The sequence below is a fragment of the Xanthomonas indica genome, from assembly GCF_040529045.1.
Lineage (GTDB): Bacteria > Pseudomonadota > Gammaproteobacteria > Xanthomonadales > Xanthomonadaceae > Xanthomonas_A > Xanthomonas_A indica.
The window spans coordinates 4337748-4358217 of record NZ_CP131914.1; the positions used below are offsets into that span (position 1 = coordinate 4337748).

Annotated in this window: 23 protein-coding genes and 1 other RNA gene; 18 read left to right on the plus strand and 6 right to left on the minus strand. The window is 70.9% G+C overall.

Annotated elements, in window-relative coordinates:
* Positions 1-71 precede the first annotated feature (71 nt).
* The 3 genes from rpoZ to Q7W82_RS18640 form a co-directional block, all read right to left on the minus strand.
* Positions 72-371, minus strand: a complete 300-nt coding sequence (gene rpoZ / locus Q7W82_RS18630) for a DNA-directed RNA polymerase subunit omega (protein WP_010343101.1) — start codon at positions 369-371, stop codon at positions 72-74.
* Positions 372-483: 112 nt separating this feature from the next.
* Positions 484-1110: a guanylate kinase gene (gene gmk, locus Q7W82_RS18635; protein WP_242160569.1), complete on the minus strand. Its 627-nt coding sequence runs from the start codon at positions 1108-1110 to the stop codon at positions 484-486.
* 110 nt (positions 1111-1220) lie between these two features.
* Positions 1221-2081 (minus strand): YicC/YloC family endoribonuclease, encoded by an 861-nt coding sequence (locus Q7W82_RS18640; protein ID WP_242080501.1) that lies wholly within the window; start codon positions 2079-2081, stop codon positions 1221-1223.
* A gap of 107 nt (positions 2082-2188) precedes the next feature.
* Here Q7W82_RS18640 and rph point away from each other — a divergent pair, with 107 nt between their 5' ends.
* The 7 genes from rph (at position 2189) to pepQ (ending at position 9689) form a co-directional block, all read left to right on the plus strand.
* Positions 2189-2914 carry a ribonuclease PH gene (gene rph, locus Q7W82_RS18645; protein WP_242160568.1) on the plus strand — a complete coding sequence of 242 codons (726 nt, stop codon included), beginning with the start codon at positions 2189-2191 and terminating at the stop codon, positions 2912-2914.
* Positions 2911-3300: a VOC family protein gene (locus Q7W82_RS18650; protein WP_242160567.1), complete on the plus strand. Its 390-nt coding sequence runs from the start codon at positions 2911-2913 to the stop codon at positions 3298-3300. The genes rph and Q7W82_RS18650 overlap by 4 nt, the downstream gene beginning before the upstream one ends.
* On the plus strand, positions 3297-3908 hold the full coding sequence (gene rdgB, locus Q7W82_RS18655; protein ID WP_242160566.1) for an RdgB/HAM1 family non-canonical purine NTP pyrophosphatase: 612 nt from the start codon (positions 3297-3299) through the stop codon (positions 3906-3908). The genes Q7W82_RS18650 and rdgB overlap by 4 nt, the downstream gene beginning before the upstream one ends.
* A gap of 151 nt (positions 3909-4059) precedes the next feature.
* On the plus strand, positions 4060-5289 hold the full coding sequence (gene hemW, locus Q7W82_RS18660) for a radical SAM family heme chaperone HemW (RefSeq protein WP_242160565.1): 1230 nt from the start codon (positions 4060-4062) through the stop codon (positions 5287-5289).
* A gap of 105 nt (positions 5290-5394) precedes the next feature.
* Positions 5395-7761 (plus strand): DUF1631 domain-containing protein, encoded by a 2367-nt coding sequence (locus tag Q7W82_RS18665; RefSeq protein WP_242160621.1) that lies wholly within the window; start codon positions 5395-5397, stop codon positions 7759-7761.
* Positions 7758-8099 (plus strand): PilZ domain-containing protein, encoded by a 342-nt coding sequence (locus Q7W82_RS18670; RefSeq protein ID WP_242160564.1) that lies wholly within the window; start codon positions 7758-7760, stop codon positions 8097-8099. Before Q7W82_RS18665 ends, Q7W82_RS18670 begins: the two co-directional genes overlap by 4 nt.
* Before the next feature lie 267 nt (positions 8100-8366).
* Positions 8367-9689 carry a Xaa-Pro dipeptidase gene (gene pepQ, locus Q7W82_RS18675; protein WP_242160563.1) on the plus strand — a complete coding sequence of 441 codons (1323 nt, stop codon included), beginning with the start codon at positions 8367-8369 and terminating at the stop codon, positions 9687-9689.
* A 112-nt stretch (positions 9690-9801) separates the two neighbouring features.
* On the opposite strand, the gene Q7W82_RS18680 is transcribed toward pepQ, so the two are convergent.
* On the minus strand, positions 9802-11133 hold the full coding sequence (locus Q7W82_RS18680; protein ID WP_242160562.1) for an aminopeptidase P N-terminal domain-containing protein: 1332 nt from the start codon (positions 11131-11133) through the stop codon (positions 9802-9804).
* Complete coding sequence (locus Q7W82_RS18685; protein WP_242080493.1) at positions 11133-11678, minus strand: YecA family protein; 546 nt, start codon at positions 11676-11678, stop codon at positions 11133-11135. The genes Q7W82_RS18680 and Q7W82_RS18685 overlap by 1 nt, the downstream gene beginning before the upstream one ends.
* A gap of 210 nt (positions 11679-11888) precedes the next feature.
* On the opposite strand from Q7W82_RS18685, the gene Q7W82_RS18690 reads away from it, so the two are divergent.
* From Q7W82_RS18690 to Q7W82_RS18735, 10 genes are all read left to right on the plus strand, one after another.
* Positions 11889-14072 (plus strand): GGDEF and EAL domain-containing protein, encoded by a 2184-nt coding sequence (locus tag Q7W82_RS18690; RefSeq protein WP_242160561.1) that lies wholly within the window; start codon positions 11889-11891, stop codon positions 14070-14072.
* Between the two features lie 67 nt (positions 14073-14139).
* Positions 14140-14361, plus strand: coding sequence for a TIGR02449 family protein (locus Q7W82_RS18695; protein WP_017910437.1), 222 nt, complete (start codon positions 14140-14142; stop codon positions 14359-14361).
* On the plus strand, positions 14358-14651 hold the full coding sequence (locus Q7W82_RS18700; protein WP_242080491.1) for a cell division protein ZapA: 294 nt from the start codon (positions 14358-14360) through the stop codon (positions 14649-14651). The genes Q7W82_RS18695 and Q7W82_RS18700 overlap by 4 nt, the downstream gene beginning before the upstream one ends.
* Positions 14652-14749: 98 nt before the next feature.
* Positions 14750-14934, plus strand: a non-coding RNA gene (gene ssrS / locus Q7W82_RS18705) — 6S RNA.
* 157 nt (positions 14935-15091) lie between these two features.
* A complete protein-coding gene (locus Q7W82_RS18710) occupies positions 15092-15871 on the plus strand; it encodes a thioesterase family protein (protein WP_242160560.1) in 780 nt (259 codons plus the stop codon).
* Positions 15872-15952: 81 nt separating this feature from the next.
* Entirely contained in the window at positions 15953-16546 is a 594-nt protein-coding gene (locus tag Q7W82_RS18715) for a 5-formyltetrahydrofolate cyclo-ligase (RefSeq protein WP_242160559.1), read from the plus strand.
* Positions 16543-17013: an EVE domain-containing protein gene (locus Q7W82_RS18720; protein WP_017915860.1), complete on the plus strand. Its 471-nt coding sequence runs from the start codon at positions 16543-16545 to the stop codon at positions 17011-17013. The genes Q7W82_RS18715 and Q7W82_RS18720 overlap by 4 nt, the downstream gene beginning before the upstream one ends.
* A 100-nt stretch (positions 17014-17113) precedes the next feature.
* Positions 17114-17761 carry a ribose-5-phosphate isomerase RpiA gene (gene rpiA / locus Q7W82_RS18725; protein ID WP_242160558.1) on the plus strand — a complete coding sequence of 216 codons (648 nt, stop codon included), beginning with the start codon at positions 17114-17116 and terminating at the stop codon, positions 17759-17761.
* Between the two features lie 169 nt (positions 17762-17930).
* Positions 17931-18380 carry a DUF192 domain-containing protein gene (locus Q7W82_RS18730; RefSeq protein WP_242160557.1) on the plus strand — a complete coding sequence of 150 codons (450 nt, stop codon included), beginning with the start codon at positions 17931-17933 and terminating at the stop codon, positions 18378-18380.
* Between the two features lie 118 nt (positions 18381-18498).
* A complete protein-coding gene (locus Q7W82_RS18735) occupies positions 18499-19344 on the plus strand; it encodes a SirB1 family protein (RefSeq protein WP_242160556.1) in 846 nt (281 codons plus the stop codon).
* A gap of 181 nt (positions 19345-19525) precedes the next feature.
* Here the strand turns inward: Q7W82_RS18735 and Q7W82_RS18740 are convergent, their stop codons facing one another.
* The gene (locus Q7W82_RS18740; RefSeq protein ID WP_019798180.1) at positions 19526-19717 is read right to left on the minus strand and encodes a rubredoxin; all 192 of its coding nucleotides are present in this window, start codon (positions 19715-19717) and stop codon (positions 19526-19528) included.
* Positions 19718-19789: 72 nt separating this feature from the next.
* Here Q7W82_RS18740 and thiE point away from each other — a divergent pair, with 72 nt between their 5' ends.
* Complete coding sequence (gene thiE / locus Q7W82_RS18745; RefSeq protein ID WP_242160555.1) at positions 19790-20413, plus strand: thiamine phosphate synthase; 624 nt, start codon at positions 19790-19792, stop codon at positions 20411-20413.
* Positions 20414-20470: the final 57 nt, after the last annotated feature.

Below are 20470 nucleotides of genomic sequence, written 5' to 3' on the forward strand. Positions count from 1 at the left end.
GGCAAACCCGCAAAACGAAACAGCCCGCGGATGCGGGCTGTTCGCAGGACGATCGCGACGCGGGGACGCGATCAGTCGTCGTTCTTGGACATGTCCTCGTCGGCCACCACCTCGGCCGCGGCCCATTCCAGGGCTTCGCGCTCGGCGCGCTCGCGCTCGGCCTTCTCGACCTCGTCGATCAACGCGTTGTCGATCTTGCGCGCGGCGATTTCGCGCAGCGCCAGCACGGTCGGCTTGTCGGCCGATTCGGTGTTGTCGAGGGTGGCCTGCACGCCGTTGGCGAGCTGGCGGGCGCGCTTGGACGCCATCATGACCAGTTCGAAACGGTTGTTAACGACTTCCAGGCAATCTTCTACGGTGATGCGGGCCATGCGGGCTCCCGGCGGGCCGGCAACGGCCACGCGTTCGAATGAGGGAAAGGGCGGGGATTGTAGGGCGAACGCCGCCCAAGATCAACCCCACCCCCTTGCGTTCCCTTTGGAATCAGCCAGTTGGCTGTTCCTGCAGGAGGGTGGCGATCAGCGCGGCATGGCGCTGCTGCTGCGGCAGCCGGCGCAGGCGGCTGGCGACGAAGATCGCGCACATCTCGTCCACGGCGGTGTCGAAGTGCTCGTTGACGATCACGTAGTCGAAGTCGGCGTAGTGCGACATCTCTTCCCGCGCGGCAGCCAGCCGCTGCGCGATCACCGCCTCGCTGTCCTGGCCGCGCTTGCGCATGCGCTGCTCCAGCGCCTCGCGCGAGGGCGGCAGGATGAACACGCTGACCGCGTCCGGCACCTTGGCCCGGACCTGGCGGGCGCCCTGCCAGTCGATCTCCAGCAGCACGTCGTGGCCGGCGGCCAGCTGCGGCTCCACCGACTGCCGCGCGGTGCCCTTCCAGTCGCCGTGCACGCGGGCGTACTCGAAGAAGTCGCCGGCATCGATCATCCGCTGGAACTCGTCGGCGGAAACGAAATGGTAGTGCTCGGCATGGCGTTCGCCCGGGCGCGGCGCACGCGAGGTGAACGAGATCGACAGCGCGATCTGCGGATCGCGCGCCAGGGTCGCGTTGACGATGCTGCTCTTGCCGGCGCCGGAGGGGGCCGCCACGATGTAGAGAGTGCCGCGCATTTTCTTGGGAATGGGGAGTCGGGAATGGGGAATGGGAACAGCACCGAGCCGGGCTGGGGGTGAATCGTACCCGCTTTGACGATTCCCCATTCCCGATCGCCCATTCTCGGCTACTCCAGGTTCTGCACCTGCTCGCGGATCTGGTCGATCAGCACCTTCAGTTCCACCGCGGCGTTGGAGGTGCGGCTGTCCACCGACTTCGAGCCCAGGGTATTGGCCTCGCGATTGAACTCCTGCAGCAGGAAGTCCAGGCGCCGGCCGGCCGGTTCCGGCTGGCGCAGCACCCGGCGCAGTTCCTTGATGTGGCTGCCGAGCCGGTCCAGTTCCTCGTCCACGTCGAGCTTTTGCAGCCACAGCACCAGCTCCTGCTCGGCGCGGCCGGGGTCGACCGGATGCGGCAGGTCGGCCAGGCGCGCCGCCAGCTTGGCGCGCTGGCCGTCGCGGATGGCCGGGATCAGCGTGCGCACCTCGCCGGCGATGCGTTCCACCGCATCGACCCGCTCGACGATGGCCGCGGCCAGCTTGCCGCCCTCGCGCTCGCGCGCGGCGACGAACTCGGCCAGCACCTCGTCCAGCAGCTCCAGCGCCTGCGCCTGCAGCGCCGCCGGATCGACGCTCTGCCCCTGCAGCACGCCGGGCAACTGCAGCAGGTCGACGAACTGCACCTGCATCTGCGCAAAGCGCGCGCCCAGCCGTTGCGCCAGCACGCCCAACTGCTCGACCAGGGCCTCGTTCACCGCCAGGGTCTGCGCCGCGTCCGGCGCGCGCAGGCGCAGCATCAGGTCGAGCTTGCCGCGGCTGATCCGCGCGGCCACGCGTTCGCGCAGTTGCGGCTCCAGCGCGCGCAGTTCCTCCGGCAGGCGCACGCCCACCTCCAGGAAACGGTGGTTGACCGAGCGCAGCTCGCACCCCAGCGTGCCCCAGGGAGTGATGCGCTCGGCGCCGGCGTAGGCGGTCATGCTGCGGATCATGCGGTGTTCCAATGCGGACAAGGGGCGGATGTTAACCTAGCGCCCTTTCCTGCCTTGCCGAACGCGGTCACATGCCGCGCATGGCCCCGCCCTTCCCGGAATCCTGCATGTCCTTCTCCCGTCCCAGCGGCCGTACGGCCGATCAGTTGCGCCCGGTCCGCATCGAACGCGCCTTCACCCGCCATGCCGAAGGCTCGGTCCTGGTCAGCTTCGGCGACACCCGCGTGCTGTGCAACGCCAGCGTCGAGAACCGCGTGCCGGGCTTCCTGCGCGGCAAGGGCGAAGGCTGGGTCACCGCCGAATACGGCATGCTGCCGCGCGCCACCCATTCGCGCTCCGATCGCGAAGCCGCGCGCGGCAAGCAGGGCGGACGCACGCTGGAGATCCAGCGCCTGATCGGCCGCGCGTTGCGCGCCTGCGTCGACCGCACCGCGCTGGGCGAGCGCACCATCACCCTGGACTGCGACGTGCTGCAGGCCGACGGCGGCACCCGCACCGCCGCCATCACCGGCGCCTACGTGGCCCTGGTGGATGCAGTGAACTGGCTGCAGAAGCGCGGCGACCTGAAGAAGCCGGTGGTGCTGGGCGCGGTCGCGGCGGTCTCGGTCGGGGTCTACCGCGGCGTGCCGGTGCTGGACCTGGACTATGCCGAGGACAGCGACTGCGATACCGACATGAACGTGGTGATGAACGACGGCGGCGGCTTCATCGAGCTGCAGGGCACTGCCGAGGGCCACGCCTTCCGCCGCGACGAACTGGACGCGCTGCTCGGCCTGGCCGAGCGCGGCATCGGCGCGCTGCTGGCGGCGCAGCGCGCGGCCCTGGCGCAATGAACCGGCGCCTGGCCCTGGTCACCCTGGTGGTGGCCGACTACGACGAGGCCATCGCCTGGTACACCGGCAAGCTGGGGTTCCGGTTGCTGGAAGACGTGGACCAGGGCCACAAGCGCTGGGTCGTGGTCGGGCCTGGCGATACGCGCGGCGCGGCGCTGCTGCTGGCGCGCGCCAGCGACGAGGCGCAGCGCAGCCGCATCGGCGACCAGACCGGCGGCCGGGTCGGCTTCTTCCTGCACACCGACGACTTCCAGCGCGACCATGCGGCGATGCGCGCCGCCGGCGTGGAATTCCTGGAAGCCCCGCGTCACGAACCCTACGCCACGGTCGCGGTGTTCCGCGATCTCTACGGCAACACCTGGGATCTGCTGGAGCCCACCGCATGAAACTGGTCCTGGCCAGCAGCAACGCCGGCAAACTCGAAGAACTGCATGCCCTGCTCGACGACGTCGGCGTCGACCTGATCGCGCAATCCACGCTCGGCGTCAGCGATGCCGACGAGACCGGCCTGACCTTCGTCGAGAACGCGCTGCTCAAGGCGCGCCACGCCGCCCGCGTCACCGGCCTGCCGGCACTGGCCGACGACTCCGGCATCTGCGTGGACGCGCTGCACGGCGCGCCGGGCCTGTATTCGGCGCGCTACGCCGGCGAACACGGCAATGCGCAGGCCAACATCGACAAGCTGCTGGACGCACTGCGCGATGTCCCGGACGCGCAGCGCGGTGCGCACTTCTACTGCGTGCTGGTGCTGCTGCGGCATGCCGAGGATCCGCAACCGCTGCTGGTGGAAGGCCGCTGGCGTGGCCGCATCGCGCGGGCCCGTGCCGGCACCGGCGGGCACGGCTACGACCCGGTGTTCCTGGACCCGGACCACGGCCAGACCGCGGCCGAGATGCCGCTGGCGCTGAAGAACCGCATCAGCCATCGCGCCATTGCGCTGCAGCAGCTCAGGCAGCGCCTGGCCGACCTGCTGGCGGCGCAACCCGCCGGGTGAACGCGCCGCGCGCGGGCGCCAGGCCAGGACATGCGCCATGGCGCGCGCGGCCCGTGTCGCGCCACACCGCCAGGCCCTGACCACCACCCAGCACCCGCGCCGCCCGCCTCTCCGCTTTCCCCGCTTTCCCCGCTTTCCCGCCCTCGCCGCCATGCCGCACGCCCACGACCCTTGCCAGCATCCGCCCGGCGCCGCCTGCCCGGACCCGTCCGCGCACGCCGGCAGCCCGCCGCTGGTACCGCCGCCGCTGTCGCTCTACGTGCACCTGCCATGGTGCGTGCGCAAATGCCCGTACTGCGACTTCAATTCGCACGCGGCCAAGGGCGCGCTGCCGTTCGACGCCTACGTGGAGGCGCTGATCCGCGACCTGGACCAGGATCTGCCGCTGGTCTGGGGCCGGGTGGTCAACAGCGTGTTCTTCGGCGGCGGCACGCCCAGCCTGTTCCCGCCGGAGGCGATCGACCGCTTCCTGCAGGCCGCCAGCGCCCGGCTGCGCTTCGCGCCCGGCCTGGAGATCACCCTGGAGACCAATCCCGGCACCGCCGAGCACGGCCGCTTCGACCGCTATCTGGCGGCCGGGGTGAATCGCCTCAGCTTCGGCATCCAGAGCTTCGACGATGCGGCCCTGCAGCGGCTGGGCCGCATCCACGACGGCGCCGAGGCCGAGCGCGCGGTGAAGCTGGCGCAGGACGCCGGCTACGCCAATCTCAACCTGGACCTGATGTACGCGCTGCCGCAGCAGACCCTGGCCGAGGCCGAGCGCGACATCGCGCAGGCGCTGGCGCTGCAGCCGACCCACCTCAGCCACTACCAGCTCACCCTGGAACCGAACACGCTGTTCGCCGCGCGGCCGCCGCAGGGCATTCCCGAGGACGACGACGCCTGGGACATGCAGGAGCGCTGCCAGGCGCTGCTGGCCGAGGCCGGCTACGCGCAATACGAGGTCAGCGCCTACGCCCGCGCCGGCTACCGCTGCGCGCACAACCTCAACTACTGGACCTTCGGCGACTATCTCGGCATCGGCGCCGGCGCCCACGGCAAGATCAGCTCCGGCGCCGAGCAGAGCATCCTGCGGCGCTGGAAGCACAAGCATCCGCAGGCGTTCCTGGACGCGGCCGGGACCCCGGCGGCGATCGGCGGCGACGAATGGATCGCGCCGGAGCGGCGCCCGTTCGAGTACATGCTCAACGCGCTGCGCCTCAACGACGGCTTCGCGCTGCGCGACTTCAGCGCCCGTACCGGCCTGCCGCTGCAGGCGATCGCTCCCGCCCTGGCCACCGCGCAGGCCCGCGACTGGCTGCGGGTGGACGCCGGCCACGCCGTGCCGACCGAGCTGGGGCGGCGCTTCACCAACGACGTGGTCGCCCTGTTTCTGCCCTAGGACGGTGTCCTGGCGACGCCGCCCGCCTTGGTTGCGGCGGCGGATCGTGCTACATACCGCGCAGAAAAGTACAACGGCGATCACAGGATGCCCGTGTCTGCGACCATGTCGGCCCCGCCGGCGACGCTTGCCAGCGCCGCCCTGCCGGCGCGCGTGCGCGACCTCCTGCAGACCTTGCACGCCCAGCTGTGGCAGGCCCTGGACACGCCGTTGCAGGCGACCCTGGACGACCTGGAGCAGACCCTGTTCGAGCAGGCCCAGCGCGCCCGCAACGGCCAGGTGCAGCAGGACATCTACCAGGAAGTGCAGCGCTTGCGCGCGCAGCGCGCGGGCGTTGCGCCGTTCTATCGGGGGCACCTGGAAGCCGGATTGGCCGGCATCCGCAGCCCGTTGGCGATGGCCGCCACGCCGCGCGCGGCCAAGGCCGGCGCCACCGCGCAGATGATGACCCTGGTCGCCGATGTGGATATCGACCGCGACATCGTGCTGCACGAGATCGCCCGCCGCGAGGCCACCCGCTGCAACATCCCGCTGCAGTTGCTCGGCCAGCGCTTCGGCGTGCTGGCGGCGCGGCCCGCCTTCGAGATCGAGCAGTTGCCGCTGGGGCCGCACGCGCTGTGCCGGCTGCTGCGCGATGCCGGCGACGCGCTGGGCCTGGGCCTGGACACGCAATTGGCGCTGTACCGCGCCTTCGAACGCCAGGCGCTGGCGCGCTACGGCGAGATGGTGGAACGGGCCAACGTCATGCTCACCCGGGCCGGGGTGCTGCCGGGCCTGATCTACCTGCCCTACGTGGCGCGCAGCACCAACGTCGAGCCGGGCGCGCGCCGCGTCGCGCGCATGCCCGCAGGCACCGAGCCAGCCGCTGCCGCCAACGGCCCCAGGGGGAGCGGCAGCGCTCCCGGCCAGGCCGCGCCTGCCGCGAGCGTGTCGCCAGGGCCCGCCGCCCCACCGCCGCTGCCGCCAGCGGGGCCGGCGGCCGGTGCCGGCGAGCCAGCCGCTGGCGGTCCCGATCTGGCCACGCTGCGCCAGCTGCTGGCGGCCGCACGCGCGCATGCCACGCCCGCTGCCGCGGCGCCGGCGGCCATGGCCACCGGTGCCGCCCCCCTCCCGTCGCTGCCGGCGAGCGCCGTCGGCGCGGCGCCGGTGCCGACCGCCAGCCTGCTGGAGGCCCTGGGCGAACTGCAGGCGCAGCCGCCGGCCCACAGCACCCTGGGCGGGCTGCGCGGACGCCGCCACCTGCGCGACGTGCGCGCCGCCCTGCTGCAGGCGCTGCGCGCCACCCACGGCGCACAGGCGATACTGGCACCGCAGCAGGCCGACACCTTCGACCTGCTCGGCCTGCTGTACGGCGAGATCGAGCGCGAGGTACGTCCCGACGCACCGGCTGCGGGGCTGCTGGAACGCCTGCAGGTGCCGCTGGTGCGCGCGGCGCTGCAGGATCCGGCGTTCTTCGCGCACAGCCGCCACCCGGCGCGGGAACTGCTCAACGCCGTCGCCGAATCGGGCGCGACCTGGCTGGGCGAAGACGACAGCGATCCGACGCTGCTGCTCAAGCTCAACCACGCGGTGGACCGCGTGGTCGAGGAGTACGAAGGCGACGAGGTCGTCTTCGAACAGGCCCACCAGGACATCCTGGCGCAGCAGCGCAGCCTGGCGCACAAGGCCGAGATCGCCGAACGCCGCCACGTCGAGGCCGCGCGCGGCAAGGAACGGCTGGAGCTGGCCAAGCAGACCGCGACCGCCACCCTGGAGGCGCTGTGCACTGCCCGGCAACCGCCCGGCTTCGTGCAGACCCTGCTGCAGCAGGCCTGGTCCGACGTACTGGTGCTGACCCTGCTGCGCCAGGGCGAGGACTCGGAGACCTGGCGCGAACGCATCGGCCTGGCCGAGCGCATCGCCGAGGTCACCTGCCAAAGCGACGGCGCTTCCGATGCCGCCCTGGCCGAGCGCGTGTGCCAGGCGCTGCTGCAGGTGGGCTACCACCAGCAGGAAGCCGAGGCGATCGCCCGCCGCCTGTCCACGCCCGGCGGCACCGATGCCACCACCTCGCGTACCGAACTCAGCGTGCGGCTGAAGGCGCGCACCCGCCTGGGCGACCAGGGCGAGGACGGCGAACGGCCGTCGCTGCCGCCACGCACCGAGACCGAACAGGCCGCGTATGCGCGGCTGCGCACGCTGCCGTTCGGCACCTGGTTCGAGTTCGTGGTCAACCAGCAGGGCGACCTGAAACGGCAGCGCCTGTCCTGGTACAGCCCGATCACCGATCGCGCGCTGTTCGTCAACCAGCGCGGCCAGAAGGCCGCCGAGCACACCCTGGACGGGCTGGCGCGGCTGTTGGCGCAGGGCCAGGCCCGCATCGTCAGCGAAGACCGCGCCCGCCTGATCGACCGCGCCTGGCAGGCCGCGGTACGCGCGCTGCGCACCCTGGCAGGCGCGCCCGCGGCCGACGACGCGATGGAGGGCGCATGAGCGTCGAGGCCCGCCGCTCGCCGCGCCGCCAGGTCCCGGAGATGGTGCCGGTGCTGGACCTGATGGAAGACGCGGTGGTCGGCCGCCTCGGCAACGTGTCCGAACACGGCATGCTGCTGCTGGCCTCGGCGCCGCTGCACGAGGACGCCCTGTACCAGCTGCGCTTCGCGATGCCACACGCCGACCGCGAGGTGCAGATCGACGTCGGCGCGCACCTGCTGTGGAGCGAAGCCTCGCACGCACCGGGCCAGGCCTGGGCCGGCTTCCGCTTCCTGACCATTGCCCCCGCGCACCGCGACCTGCTGCGGCAATGGATCAACGCCGCATCCGGCGGCTAACGCCGCCGATCTCGTAGGAGCGGCTTTGGCCGCGACCGGCATTCGCGGGAACGCCTCGGTCGCGGCTGAAGCCGCTCCTACGACAGCCATCCGAGTCCGTTGCGCGCTCCGACTCAAAAAGATCCAGCGGATCGACAAAGCCCCGCGTCGCCGGCGCAGCTTCGGCAACGTACGCTATGCGCACGCCGCCCGCTCACGTCCGCACACCTACACCGTTTCCGGCACACTTGGCGCCCCCGTTTCCGCATCGCCGAACGAGCCACTGCCATGCCCCAGCACGACCCCAGCGCCCTGTACGCCGACCACCTGCGCACCCTGACCCGACGCGCCGACGAGGCGCTGGCGCGCGGCGGCTTCGACCACCTGGTGGTCCCCAGCGGCAGCCTGCACTACCAGGTGTTCGACGATCGCGACTATCCGTTCGCGGTGAACCCGCAGTTCAAGGCCTGGCTGCCGCTGACCCGGGTGCCCAACAGCTGGCTGGTATACACGCCCGGGCGCAGGCCGCAGGTGATCTTCCACCAGCCGCGCGACTACTGGCACGTGGTGCCGGACGCACCCAGCGGCTGGTGGGTGGAGCACTGCGACGTCCACCTGATCCGCACCCCGGACGAGGCGCTGGCGCTGCTGCCGGATGCCGCGCGCAGCGCGATCCTGGGCGAGCCGCAGAGCGCACTGGGCGGCTACGTGCCGAACAACCCGGCGCAGGTGCTGCAGTACCTGGAGTACCACCGCGCCTACAAGACGCCCTACGAGCTGGCGCTGATGCGCCAGGCGCAGCACTCGGCGGTGCGCGGCCATCGCGCCGCCGAGGCCGCGTTCCGCGACGGCCGCAGCGAATTCGAGATCCACATGGCCTACTGCGCCGCGGTCGGGCAGGACGCGAACGAACTGCCGTACGGCAACATCGTGGCGCTGAACGAACACGGCGCCGTGCTGCACTACACCGAACTGCAGCGGCAGGCGCCGACGCCGCTGCGCAGCTTCCTGATCGACGCAGGCGCCTCCGCGCACGGCTACGCCAGCGACATCACCCGCACCTATGCCGCCGATCCCGGCAGCGAGTTCCAGGCGCTGATCGACGCGGTGGACGCCGCGCAGCAGCGCATGGGCCAGAACGTGCGCGCCGGCGTCGACTACCGGCAACTGCACCTGGAGGCGCACCTGGCGCTGATGGGGGTGCTGAAGGATGCCGGCGTGCTCACCGTGTCGCCGGAAACCGCGGTGGCCACCGGCGTCAGCGCCGCGTTCTTCCCGCACGGCCTGGGCCACCCGATCGGCCTGCAGGTGCACGACGTCGCTGGCTTCGCCGCCAGCGACCGCGGCGGCCGCATCGAACGCCCCGATGGCCACCCCTACCTGCGCATGACCCGCACCCTGGAGCCGGGCATGGTGGTGACGATCGAGCCGGGCCTGTACTTCATCGACATGCTGCTCGACGACCTCAAGCAGGCCGGCCACGGCGACAGCGTCGACTGGGCGCGCGTGGAACAGTTCAAGCCCTACGGCGGCATCCGCATCGAGGACGAGGTGGTGTGCACCGAGGACGCGCCCGAGAACCTGACGCGTCCGGTATTCGCGGCGGCCTGAGGGCCGCCGCCGGGATTGGAGAATCGGGATTGGGGAATCGCAACAGCAAAAGCGCCGGGTCCGCTAGCTGACCTTTCTGCGCGCGGTCGCCGCTTTTTCCATTCCCTAGTCCCTATTCCCCATTCCCAGCCATCAAGGCCTCGATCTCCTCGGCGCTGCGCGCCAGGGCCTCGGTGAGCACGCGGTGGCCGTCGTCGGTGATCAGCACGTCGTCCTCGGTGCGGATGCCGATGCCGCGCCACTTCGCATCCACGTCCTTGTCGTCCGGCGACACGTACAGGCCGGGTTCGATGGTGAACACCATGCCCGGCTCGAGCAGGCGCGATTCGCCGGCCAGCCGGTAGTCGCCGACGTCGTGCACGTCCAGGCCCAGCCAGTGCCCGGTCTTGTGCCGGTAGAAGCGCCGGTAGTCGCCGCTGGCCAGGTTCTGCTCCAGGCTGCCCTTGAGCAGGCCCAGCCGCAGCAGACCTTCGGTCAGGGTCTGCACCGCGGCCAGGTGCCCGGCCTCGTAGGCCACGCCCGGCCGCGCCTGCGCCAGCGCGGCGGCGTGGGCAGCGCCGACCAGGTCGTGCAGCGCGCGCTGTTCGGCGCTGAAGCGGCCGTTGGCCGGAAACGTGCGGGTGATGTCGGCGGCATAGCCGCGGTACTCGGCACCGGCATCGACCAGCACCAGCTCGCCGTCGCGTAGGCGCGCGGCGTTAGCGCGGTAGTGCAGCACGCAGGCGTTGTGGCCGCTGCCGACGATGCTGCCGTAGGCCGGCCAGGCATCGCCGGCGCGGAATTCGCGCTCGATCTCGGCCTGCAGTTGGTATTCGTGCACGCCCGGGCGCGCCAGCCGCATCGCCGCGCGGTGCCCGGCCACGCTCAGGTCGGCCGCCACCTGCATCAGCGCGACTTCGTCGCGCGATTTGAACAGGCGCTGCTCGTGCAGCAGATGGCCCAGTTCCAAAAATTCGTGCGGTGGCTGCGCGCCGTGCCGCACCTGCTCGCGCACGCGCTTGACCCAGCCGATCAGCTTCAGGTCGAAATCGACGTCGCGGCCGAAGTGGTAGTACACCCGCGAGCGGCCTTCCAGCAGCCCCGGCAGGATCTCGTCGAGGTCGTCGATCGGATAGGCATCGTCCATGCCGTAGCGCTCGACCGCGCCTTCCTGGCCCGCCCGCGGGCCGTCCCAGGCTTCGCGCTCGGGGTCGCGCTCGCGGCAAAACAGCAGCGCTTCGCCGTGGCGGCGCCCGGGCACCAGTACCAGCACCGCATCCGGCTCGGGGAAGCCGCACAGGTACCAGAAGTCCGAATCCTGCCGGTACGGGTAGTGCGTGTCGTGGCTGCGCACCCGCTCCGGCGCGCTGGGCAGCACCAGGATGGCCTGCTCGCCGGCCATGTCCATCAGCTGCCGACGGCGGCGCGCGTACTCGCCGGAGGAAATCCCGGTGAGCCGCTTCATCAGTTCAGGCGCTGCCGGTGGCGCGGGCCGAGCACGCAGTCGCTGTGCAGCAACAGCGCCGCCACGCGCACGAACTCCTCGATCTCGGCCAGCGCGTCCTCGTCCTCGTCGCCGCTGTCGAAGTCGTCGGCACTGGCCTGGGCCAGCCGTGCGAGGTCCTGCAGCGCTTCCTGGCCCTCCTCGGACAGCGGCGGTGCCGCCCCTGCGGCCAGGCCGAAGCCGCCGAGGAAGCCGCGGCACCAGTCGAACAGCGCGTCGGCGCGCTCGGGCAGCGGCGCGCCGGCATCGGCCAGCACCAGGTCGAAACCGAAATCGCGGTCGTTCAGTTGCGCAGTCGTGGCCTCGCGCAGGCGATCCAGCGCGTCGCCGCTGCGCGGCGCGGCGATGCTGGCATCGGCCAGCACGGCAGCCGGCCACGCCGGCAGTTCGGCGCCGCCGCCGGCCAGCCAGCCGCACAGGGCGCCGTGCAGTTCGGCCGCCGACGCAGCCAGGCCAAGCGTCCGGCTGGCATCGGCGATCTGGTCGGCAGTGGGAAGTTCGGTCATGGAGCGAAGCCTGTCGGGCGCTGGCCACGGGCCTGTGGCGGCCTGCAGCGGAATCGGGACTGCGCAGTGTAGCAATCGCGTGTGCGCCGCCGCTTGTGGAGGCTTCCGACACGCGCCTACACTCCACCACCCGTTCTTTGACAGAAGTCACTTTCCGCCATGCCATTGGAGCACGTTGCTGCAGGAGCTGCGGAAAGGACCGGCCTTGCCTTGTTCGGCGAGACCTTGCTGGCCGCATGGCCGCTGGTGGCGCTCGCCGCGCTGGCGGCCTGCGGGATGGCCGCGCTGTTCGCACTGCGCTCGCGCCGGCGCCTGCGCGAGCAGTTGCACCGGCACGCACAGCTGCAGCAACGCGACCAGCACCTGAAACTGGCGCTGTGGGCCTCGGGCGAGCACTTCTGGGATTACGACCTGCAACAGCGCACGCTGCGGCTGATGCGCGCCGACGAGGCCACGCCGCACGCGCAGGACATCGGCCTGGTGATCCGCGAGAACGAGCCGCTGCGGATCCATCCCGACGACATGGAACAGGCGCGGCAGGTGCTGCAGGAACACCTGCAGGGCCTCACCGCGATCTACACCGCCGAGTATCGGGTGGACCTGGCCGGGGATGGGGTCTGGCACTGGGCGCGGGTGCGCGGCCGCGTGGTCGACTACGACGCCAGCGGCGCACCGCGTCGGCTCGCCGGCACCGCACGCGACATCACCTCGCACCGCCAGGCCGACCTGGAGCGGCGCATCGCCGCCGAAGTGCTGCGCAGCATGGGCGAAGCAGTCGCCGTGCTCGACGAGGAGCGCCGCTTCATCTCGGTCAACCCAGCCTTCACCCGCATCACCGGCTACAGCGAACGCGAGGTGCTGGGCCAGCCAATGACGCTGATCGACCACACGCCGGAAACGCCGGCCGCGCCAGTGGCCGAGCATGGCCGGCACTGGCGCGGCGAGGCCTGGAAGCGGCGCAAGGACGGCCAGGAGATCCTCTGCCACCTGCGCCGCAACACCGTGGTCGACGCCGACGGCCGCCAGAGCTTCCAGGTGGTGGTGCTGGAGGACATCACCGACCAGAAGCGCGCCGAGCAGGAACTGCGCTACCTGGCCAACTACGACACGCTGACCAGCCTTCCCAACCGTGCGCTGCTGTCCGAGCGCCTGGCGCGGGCGATCGTGCGTGCGCGACGCCAGGCCGGCTCGGTCGCGGTGCTGTTCCTGGACCTGGACCGCTTCAAGGACATCAACGATTCGCTCGGCCACGCGGTCGGCGACCGCGTGCTGCGCGCCGTGGCCGAACGCCTGCAGCAGGCGGTGGGGCCGCAGCACACGGTGGCGCGCCTGGCCGGCGACGAATTCACCGTGGTGGTCGAGGACATCGTCAGCCAGGGCGAGGCCGAGGCGGTGGCCGCCCGCGTGCTGGCCGCCTTCGAGGCGCCGCTGCGGCTGGACGAACGCCGCGAGGTCGCGGTCTCCAGCTCCATCGGCATCTCCCTGTTCCCGCAGCACGCGCTGCTGCCCAGCGAACTGCTCAAGCACGCCGACACCGCGATGTACCAGGCCAAGGCCGCCGGGCGCCGCAACGTGCAGGTGTACTCGGCGCGCATGGACGAGGCCACCCGCCATCGCGCCACCCTGGCCAGCACGCTGCGCAAGATCCCGCTGGACCAGGAACTGAAGCTGGTCTACCAGCCGCGCTACTCGCTGCGCACGCAGCGGGTGGTCGGCGTGGAAGCGCTGCTGCGCTGGCACAGCGCCGATTTCGGACCGGTCTCGCCGAGCCAGTTCATCCCGCTGGCCGAGGAGACCGGGCTGATCCTGGAGATCGGCGAATGGGTGCTGCGCCAGGCCTGCGGCGCGCTGCGCGACTGGCGGCGGATGGGGCTGACCGACCTGTGCATGTCGGTGAACGTGTCGGCGATCCAGCTCGAGCGCGGCAACCTGCCGGAGCTGATGGCCGAGATCCTCGCCGAGACCGGCGTGCCGGCCGCCAACATCGAACTGGAACTGACCGAGAGCGTGGTGATGTCGCAGGTCGGCAAGAACGCCGAATTGCTGCGCGCCTGCCGCGCGTTGGGGCTGACCCTGGCCATCGACGATTTCGGCACCGGCTATTCGTCGCTGGCCTACCTGAAGCGCCTGCCGATCAACACCCTGAAGATCGACCAGGAGTTCATCGGCGATCTCACCCGCGACCCGGACGACGAGGCGATCACCAGCACCATCATCGCGATGGGCCACTCGCTGGCGCTGAAGGTGGTGGCCGAAGGGGTCGAAGACGCCGGCCAGCTGGCGTTCCTGCGCGCGCACGGCTGCGACGAGATCCAGGGCCACCTGGTGGCGCCGGCGCTGGAGCCGGACGCCTGCCTGCGCCTGTTGCAGCAACCGCTGCGGCTGCCTGCCTGAGCGCCGGCCATGGCGCCGCCGCGCGGCGTCTTGACCGCCCCTCCGGCGCATGCCTATCGTGAGCGCCATGGACAGCCCTGACGCCCTCGCCGAGCTTCGCGCCCTTGCCGCACGCGTGGAAACGCTGGTCGAGCGCTGCCAGCGCCTGTCCGACGAGAACCGCAGTTTGCGCCAGCAGCAGGAACACCTGATCGGCGAGCGCTCGCAGTTGCTGACCAAGAACGAACAGGCGCGTTCGCGCGTGGAAGCGATGATCGCCCGATTGAAGTCCCTGGAGCAGCACACGTGAGCGAGCCGGTCAGCGTCCGCATCCTCGACCGCGAGTACACCGTCGGCGTCGAGGCCGAGGAGCGCGACGGCCTGCTCGCCGCCGCGCGCCTGCTCGACGCGAAGATGCGCGAGGTGCGCGGCAGCAACCGCATGGCCGCGGTGGATCGCGTCGCCGTTCTCGCGGCGCTGAATCTGGCGCACGAGCTGCAGCAACTGCGCGACGAGCACGCGCAGCGCGACCGCGAGATGGCGCGCACACTCGCCGATCTCAATCGGCGCCTGGACAGCGTGGTCGATACGACGCGCTGATCCGCTCGTGGCGCGGCGATCATCAACGTGAATTGCAACGCACCGAAGCACCGACGAACGGACTAGCCAAGCGCGACGACGGCGCTATACTCCACTTGCGTTCTCTGCTGTGAACGACAGCGTGTGCAAACATTCGCCTTGTCCCTTAATGACGACCACGGGGTGGCGACGGAATCGGGAGTGCAAGTCCGCCTCGTAGCGGGAAGCCCGATGATTCTCCAGCCATCCCACTTGAACCCCGGGTTCAAGGTCGTTTCGCACGCATCGTCACGGCGGAGAATGCAATTCTTCCAGGAAGCGGCGCCGCAAGGCGCCGTTTCCTTTTTGTGCGTCCGCAACCTGCGTGTCCACCACATCGTTGCCGGCGCAGCGCATGCGCGACGCGTTCTCGCGCCGGCCGAAACCCGGGATACTGGTGTCCCCACCACGGAGATCCCGGATTGCCGACGCTCGCCCAGATCCTCGACCGCTTCGACCCCGCAGCGGGATTCGATGTCCCCGCCAGCTGGCGACAAGGCCGCACCGCCTTCGGCGGACTGTCCGCGGCGCTGGCGCTGCAGGCGGCGCTGCGCACGGCGCCGTCCGCGTTGCCGCCACTGAAGTCGGCGCATATCGGGTTCATCGGCCCGGCCGACGGCACCCTGCGCTTCGATACGCAGGTGTTGCGCCAGGGCAAGTCCGCCACCTCGGTCGCGGTCGATTGCCTGGCCGACGGACAGGTCGCCCTGCGTGCCGCATTGCTGTTCGCGCAGCCGCGCCCCAGCCGCATCGCCCACGACTTCCTGCCGGCACGGCCGGCGGTGGTCGGCCCCGAGGCGGCGACGCCGATCGCCGACAGCGCCGCGACGCCGGCCTTCGTCGCCAACTTCGACATGCGCCTGGCCGGCGGCGCGCTGCCGCTGTCCGCCGCGGCCGACCCGGAGTTGCTGGTCTGGGCGCGCCATCGCGACGCCGACGGCGTGGACCCGAGCGTGGCCCTGGTCGCGCTGGGCGACTGCCTGCCGCCGGCCGCGATGACCTGCTTCAGCGCACCGGCGCCGGTCAGCTCGATGACCTGGACCCTGGACTTCCCGCAGCCGGCCAGCGCCAGCGACTGGTTCCTGCTGCGCTCGGCCAGCCTGCATGCCGAGGACGGCTACTCGCTGCAGGACATGCAGATCTGGGACACGGCCGGGCGGCTGGTGCTGTGGGGCCGGCAGACGGTGGCGCTCTACGCGTGATCGCCGCGGCGGCGACCGCGCCTGCTGGTCAGTGCGTGCGCCGGCGCCGACAATAGCGCCAATCCTCGCCACGCCTGCCCGATGACTGCCGACGACCGCGATTCCCTGCGCCAGGACCTGCGTGCGCGCCGCCGCGCGCTCACCGCGCCCGTGCGCCTGGCCGCCGCCGATGCGCTGGCGCAGCGGTTGCTGGACTTGCCGTTCGCGCCGCAGCACGGCCATGTCGGCGGCTACTGGGCCATGGACGGCGAGATCGCGCTGCACCGCTGGCAACTGTCGCTGCCGGACGCGGTGCAGTACTGCCTGCCGGTACTCAGCGGCGACACCCTGCGCTTCGCGCCGTGGCGTCCCGGGCAGCCGCTGCGCGCCAACCGCTACGGCATCCCCGAGCCCGACGTCGACCCGGCCACGACCCTGGGCCCGGCGCAGATGGCGCTGGTGGTGGCGCCGCTGGTCGGCTTCGACACCGCCGGCGGCCGCCTGGGCATGGGGGGCGGCTGGTATGATCGCAGCTTCGCTTTCCGCCAGCGGCAGGCCCCGCCGCCCTGGCTGGTCGGGGCCGCCTTCGACGCGCAACAGGTCGCGGCCTTGCCGCTCGCCGCCTGGGACGTGGCGCTGGACGCGGTCTGCACCGAATCCCTCACCCTGTCGACCGCGCACGATTTCCCCGCATGACCGCACGCACCCGCTATTGGCTGATGAAGTCCGAACCGGACGCCTTCTCGATCGACGACCTGCAGCGGGTCGGCACCGAACCGTGGAACGGCGTGCGCAACTACCAGGCGCGCAACTTCATGCGCGACGGCATGAAGGTCGGCGACGGCATCCTGTTCTACCACTCCAACTGCAAGGTGCCGGGCATCGTCGGCGTGGCGCGCGTGGCCAGCCAGGCCTACCCCGACGCCACCCAGTTCGATCCGTCCTCCGACTACCACGACCCCAAGGCCACCCCGGAGCAGCCGCGCTGGTACCTGGTGGACGTGGCGTTCGAGCGCAAGCTGGCGCGCACCATCGCGCTGGACGAGATCAAGCAGCACGCCGACGCGCTGGGCGAGGGCTTCCCCCTGGTCGCCCGCGGCAACCGCCTGTCGGTGTTCCCGGTCAGCGCCGCGCAGTGGAAGCTGCTGCTTTCGCTCGAATAGCCGGGATTCGGGATCGGGGATTGGGGATTTGCCTCCCAGCCCACCCGCCTGCCGCTTCAACGAATCCCCAATCCCGAATCCCCACTCCCGAGCTCTTCCAATGTCAGACGCCAAACGCCTTGCCGCCGAGAAAGCCATCGACTACGTCCAGGACGGCATGATCGTCGGCGTCGGCACCGGCTCCACCGTCGCCTATTTCATCGACGCGCTCGGCCGCATCGGCCACCGCATCAAGGGCGCGGTGTCCAGTTCCGAGCAGAGCACCGCGCGCCTGCGCCAGCACGGCATCGAGGTGCTGGAGCTGAACCACACCGGCAACCTGTCGCTGTACGTGGACGGCGCCGACGAGTGCGATCCGAACAAGTGCCTGATCAAGGGCGGCGGCGCCGCGCTGACCCGCGAGAAGATCATCGCCGAGGCCAGCGAGCGCTTCATCTGCATCGTCGACCCGAGCAAGCAGGTGCAGACCCTGGGCGCGTTCCCGCTGCCGATCGAGGTGATCCCGATGGCGCGCAGCCTGGTCGCCCGCGAGATCCTGGAGCGCACCGGCGGCCAGCCGGTGTGGCGCGACGGCGTCATCACCGACAACGGCAACGTGGTACTGGACGTGCATCACCTGTCGATCACCGACCCGGTGGCGCTGGAGCGCGAACTGAACCAGATCCCCGGCGTGGTCTGCGTCGGCCTGTTCGCACGCCGCCCGGCCGACGTGGTGATCGTCGGTGGCGAGCCGCCGCGCGTCCTGTAGACGCGCGCTGTCGCGCGCGTGGGATTGGGGAGTCGGGATTGGGGATTCGTAAAAGCGTGGATCCCGGCTTTTACGAATCCCCAATCTCCAATCACCAATCCCAGCTCTTGACGCCACGCGCACCATGCAACAAGGTGCGCGCTGTCTTCCTCTTGCCCTGGCCCTGCCCATGTCCCTCTTCCGCGCGCTCGGCGTCCTTCTTCTGCTCGCTCTCAGTGGCTGCGCCAGCGCCGGCGACCATTGGGTGGAACTGGGCGGACACCGCTACGAAGTGGAACTGGCGCAGAACGATGCGACGCGCGCGCGCGGACTGATGTTCCGCGACCAGATGGACGCCGACCACGGCATGCTGTTCATCCACGACCGCGAGGAACCGCAGGCCTACTGGATGAAGAACACCAAGATCCCGCTGGACATCCTGTACTTCGACAACCAGCGCAAGCTGGTGGCGCAACAGCGCGACGTGCCGCCGTGCTCGGCCGGCGACGCCTGCCCGCCCTACCCGAGCAACGCGCCGGCGCGCTACGTGCTCGAACTCAACGCCGGCCAGGCCGAGCAATTGAAGCTGCAGGACGGCACCGAACTGCGCTTCGGCCCGGGAATTCCACAGGGCCACTGACCCGTCAACGGTGCCGGCGGCGTCGGGAAAAGGCCCCGCGACCACGGCGCTGAACCCGACACCGCTGTCGGGAACGGCCGGACTTGATCGGGCCCGGCTTTGCCGCCAGTCTTGGGCCATGGCCGCCCCATTGACATTGCCGAGCTGGAATACCCTGGCCGCTCTGGATGACGATGCCCTGCCGCTGCTGGCGACCGCACTGCTGATCGCCCGCGACGAGTATCCGGAGCTGGATGCCGCCCATTACGACACCCTGGCGCAGAGCCACGCCGACCACCTGCGGCACGAGGTGGCGACGATCGAGCAGTGGCCGCTGAAGATGGCGGCGATCAATCGCCACCTGTTCGAAGAGCTGGGCTATACCGGCAACCACGACGAGTATTACGACCCGCGCAACAGCTACATGAACCAGGTGTTCGAGCGGCGCCTGGGCAACCCGATCTCGCTGGCGCTGGTGCAGATGGAAGTGGCGCGGCGCCTGGACATCCCGCTCGACGGCGTGTCCTTCCCGGGGCATTTCCTGGTGCGCCTGCCGGTGGACGACGGCCTGCTGGTGATGGACCCGTTCAACGGCGGGCGCCCGCTGGCGGTGGAGGAACTGCGCGAGCGCGCGCGGCCGCACATGGGCGGCGAAAGCCCCGACGACCGCGCCCTGCTGCAGATCCTGGACCCGGCACCGCACCGCGCGATCCTGACCCGGGTGCTGCGCAACCTGCACGGCGTCTATGCCGAACGCGACGAGTGGGACCGCGCCGCGCGCAGCGCAGACCGCGTGCTCAAGCTGATGCCGGACCAGCCCGAAGCCCTGCGCGACCGCGGCATGGCCTACCTGCAGATGGACTACGTGCCCGGCGCGCGCCGCGACCTGGGCCGCTACCTGCAACTGAACCCCGAGGCCGCCGACGCGCTGCCGATCCGCGAGCGCCTGGTGGAACTGAGCGCGCGTGCGCAGCGGATGCATTGACGGCGGGGATTGGGGATTCGGGATTGGGGATTCGCAAGGGCGGCTGCGGCGTGATCTGACGCGTCGCTGAGCAACGCCACTTTTTCTTGAGGGCTTCCGGGCTGAAGGCGCTCAGGATGGCTTGCAGATTGCGGATCGCCGCTCTTGCGAATCCCCAATCCCGACTCCCCAATCCCAGCCCTCACTCCATCTCCACCATCTCGAAATCGTCCTTGGTCACGCCGCAGTCCGGGCAGGTCCAAGTGTCGGGCACGTCTTCCCAGCGGGTGCCGGGGGCGATGCCTTCTTCCGGCAGGCCGTCGGCCTCGTTGTAGATGAACCCGCAGACGACGCACATCCAGGTGCGATAGGTGGTGGCGGTGGCGTCGCTCATTGGATAATCGCAGGTCACAGTCGGACGGAACGGCATTGTCCCATCGCCGTCGACGCATCGGAAGGCTTGGCCATGAACGCATCCCCGGCGCCGCGCGGCGTGTACCTGATCACTCCCGACGAAGCCGACGGCGCGCGCCTGCTGGCGCGGGTGGCACCGCTGCTGGACCAGGGCGTGACCTGGCTGCAGTACCGCAACAAACGCGCCGATGCCGCGCAACGGCAGCAGCAGGCCGCAGCGCTGCAGGCACTGTGCGCGCAGGCCGGGGTGCCGCTGATCATCAACGACGACGTCGCCCTGGCGCAGGCGGTGGGCGCGGCCGGCGTGCACCTGGGCGAGGACGACGGCGACCTGGCCGCCGCGCGCGCCGCGCTCGGGCCGCAGGCGCTGATCGGCGCGTCCTGCTACGACGCCCCGGCGCTGGCCCGCAGCGCCGTGGCAGCCGGCGCCAGCTACGTCGCCTTCGGCGCGTTCTTCCCCACCCGCAGCAAGGTCACCACGCGCCGCGCCACGCCCGACCTGTTGCGCGATGCAGCGGCACTGGGCGTGCCGCGCGTGGCGATCGGCGGCCTCACCCCGGACAACGCGCGCCCACTGGTCGCGGCCGGCGCCGACCTGCTGGCGGTGATCAGCGGCGTGTTCGATGCGCCCGATCCGCGCGCGGCGCTGGCCGCGTACCGCGCCTGTTTCGACTGAGGGGCGGAGGCGTCACGAGTCGCTACGCGCCGAACCCTCACCCCAACCCCTCTCCCG

Excerpts from the sequence above, each read along its gene's own strand:
- pepQ (WP_242160563.1), top strand. The coding sequence starts at position 8,367 with ATGCCCCAGCACGACCCCAGCGCCCTGTACGCCGACCACCTGCGCACC.
- gmk (WP_242160569.1), bottom strand. The coding sequence starts at position 1,110 with ATGCGCGGCACTCTCTACATCGTGGCGGCCCCCTCCGGCGCCGGCAAG.
- Q7W82_RS18685 (WP_242080493.1), bottom strand. The coding sequence starts at position 11,678 with ATGACCGAACTTCCCACTGCCGACCAGATCGCCGATGCCAGCCGGACG.
- rpiA (WP_242160558.1), top strand. The coding sequence starts at position 17,114 with ATGTCAGACGCCAAACGCCTTGCCGCCGAGAAAGCCATCGACTACGTC.
- Q7W82_RS18715 (WP_242160559.1), top strand. The coding sequence starts at position 15,953 with ATGACTGCCGACGACCGCGATTCCCTGCGCCAGGACCTGCGTGCGCGC.
- rpoZ (WP_010343101.1), bottom strand. The coding sequence starts at position 371 with ATGGCCCGCATCACCGTAGAAGATTGCCTGGAAGTCGTTAACAACCGT.
- Q7W82_RS18680 (WP_242160562.1), bottom strand. The coding sequence starts at position 11,133 with ATGAAGCGGCTCACCGGGATTTCCTCCGGCGAGTACGCGCGCCGCCGT.
- Q7W82_RS18650 (WP_242160567.1), top strand. The coding sequence starts at position 2,911 with ATGAACCGGCGCCTGGCCCTGGTCACCCTGGTGGTGGCCGACTACGAC.
- Q7W82_RS18670 (WP_242160564.1), top strand. The coding sequence starts at position 7,758 with ATGAGCGTCGAGGCCCGCCGCTCGCCGCGCCGCCAGGTCCCGGAGATG.
- Q7W82_RS18695 (WP_017910437.1), top strand. The coding sequence starts at position 14,140 with ATGGACAGCCCTGACGCCCTCGCCGAGCTTCGCGCCCTTGCCGCACGC.
- Q7W82_RS18640 (WP_242080501.1), bottom strand. The coding sequence starts at position 2,081 with ATGATCCGCAGCATGACCGCCTACGCCGGCGCCGAGCGCATCACTCCC.
- rdgB (WP_242160566.1), top strand. The coding sequence starts at position 3,297 with ATGAAACTGGTCCTGGCCAGCAGCAACGCCGGCAAACTCGAAGAACTG.
- Q7W82_RS18740 (WP_019798180.1), bottom strand. The coding sequence starts at position 19,717 with ATGAGCGACGCCACCGCCACCACCTATCGCACCTGGATGTGCGTCGTC.
- Q7W82_RS18730 (WP_242160557.1), top strand. The coding sequence starts at position 17,931 with ATGTCCCTCTTCCGCGCGCTCGGCGTCCTTCTTCTGCTCGCTCTCAGT.
- Q7W82_RS18735 (WP_242160556.1), top strand. The coding sequence starts at position 18,499 with ATGGCCGCCCCATTGACATTGCCGAGCTGGAATACCCTGGCCGCTCTG.
- Q7W82_RS18720 (WP_017915860.1), top strand. The coding sequence starts at position 16,543 with ATGACCGCACGCACCCGCTATTGGCTGATGAAGTCCGAACCGGACGCC.
- Q7W82_RS18665 (WP_242160621.1), top strand. The coding sequence starts at position 5,395 with ATGTCGGCCCCGCCGGCGACGCTTGCCAGCGCCGCCCTGCCGGCGCGC.
- rph (WP_242160568.1), top strand. The coding sequence starts at position 2,189 with ATGTCCTTCTCCCGTCCCAGCGGCCGTACGGCCGATCAGTTGCGCCCG.
- thiE (WP_242160555.1), top strand. The coding sequence starts at position 19,790 with ATGAACGCATCCCCGGCGCCGCGCGGCGTGTACCTGATCACTCCCGAC.
- hemW (WP_242160565.1), top strand. The coding sequence starts at position 4,060 with ATGCCGCACGCCCACGACCCTTGCCAGCATCCGCCCGGCGCCGCCTGC.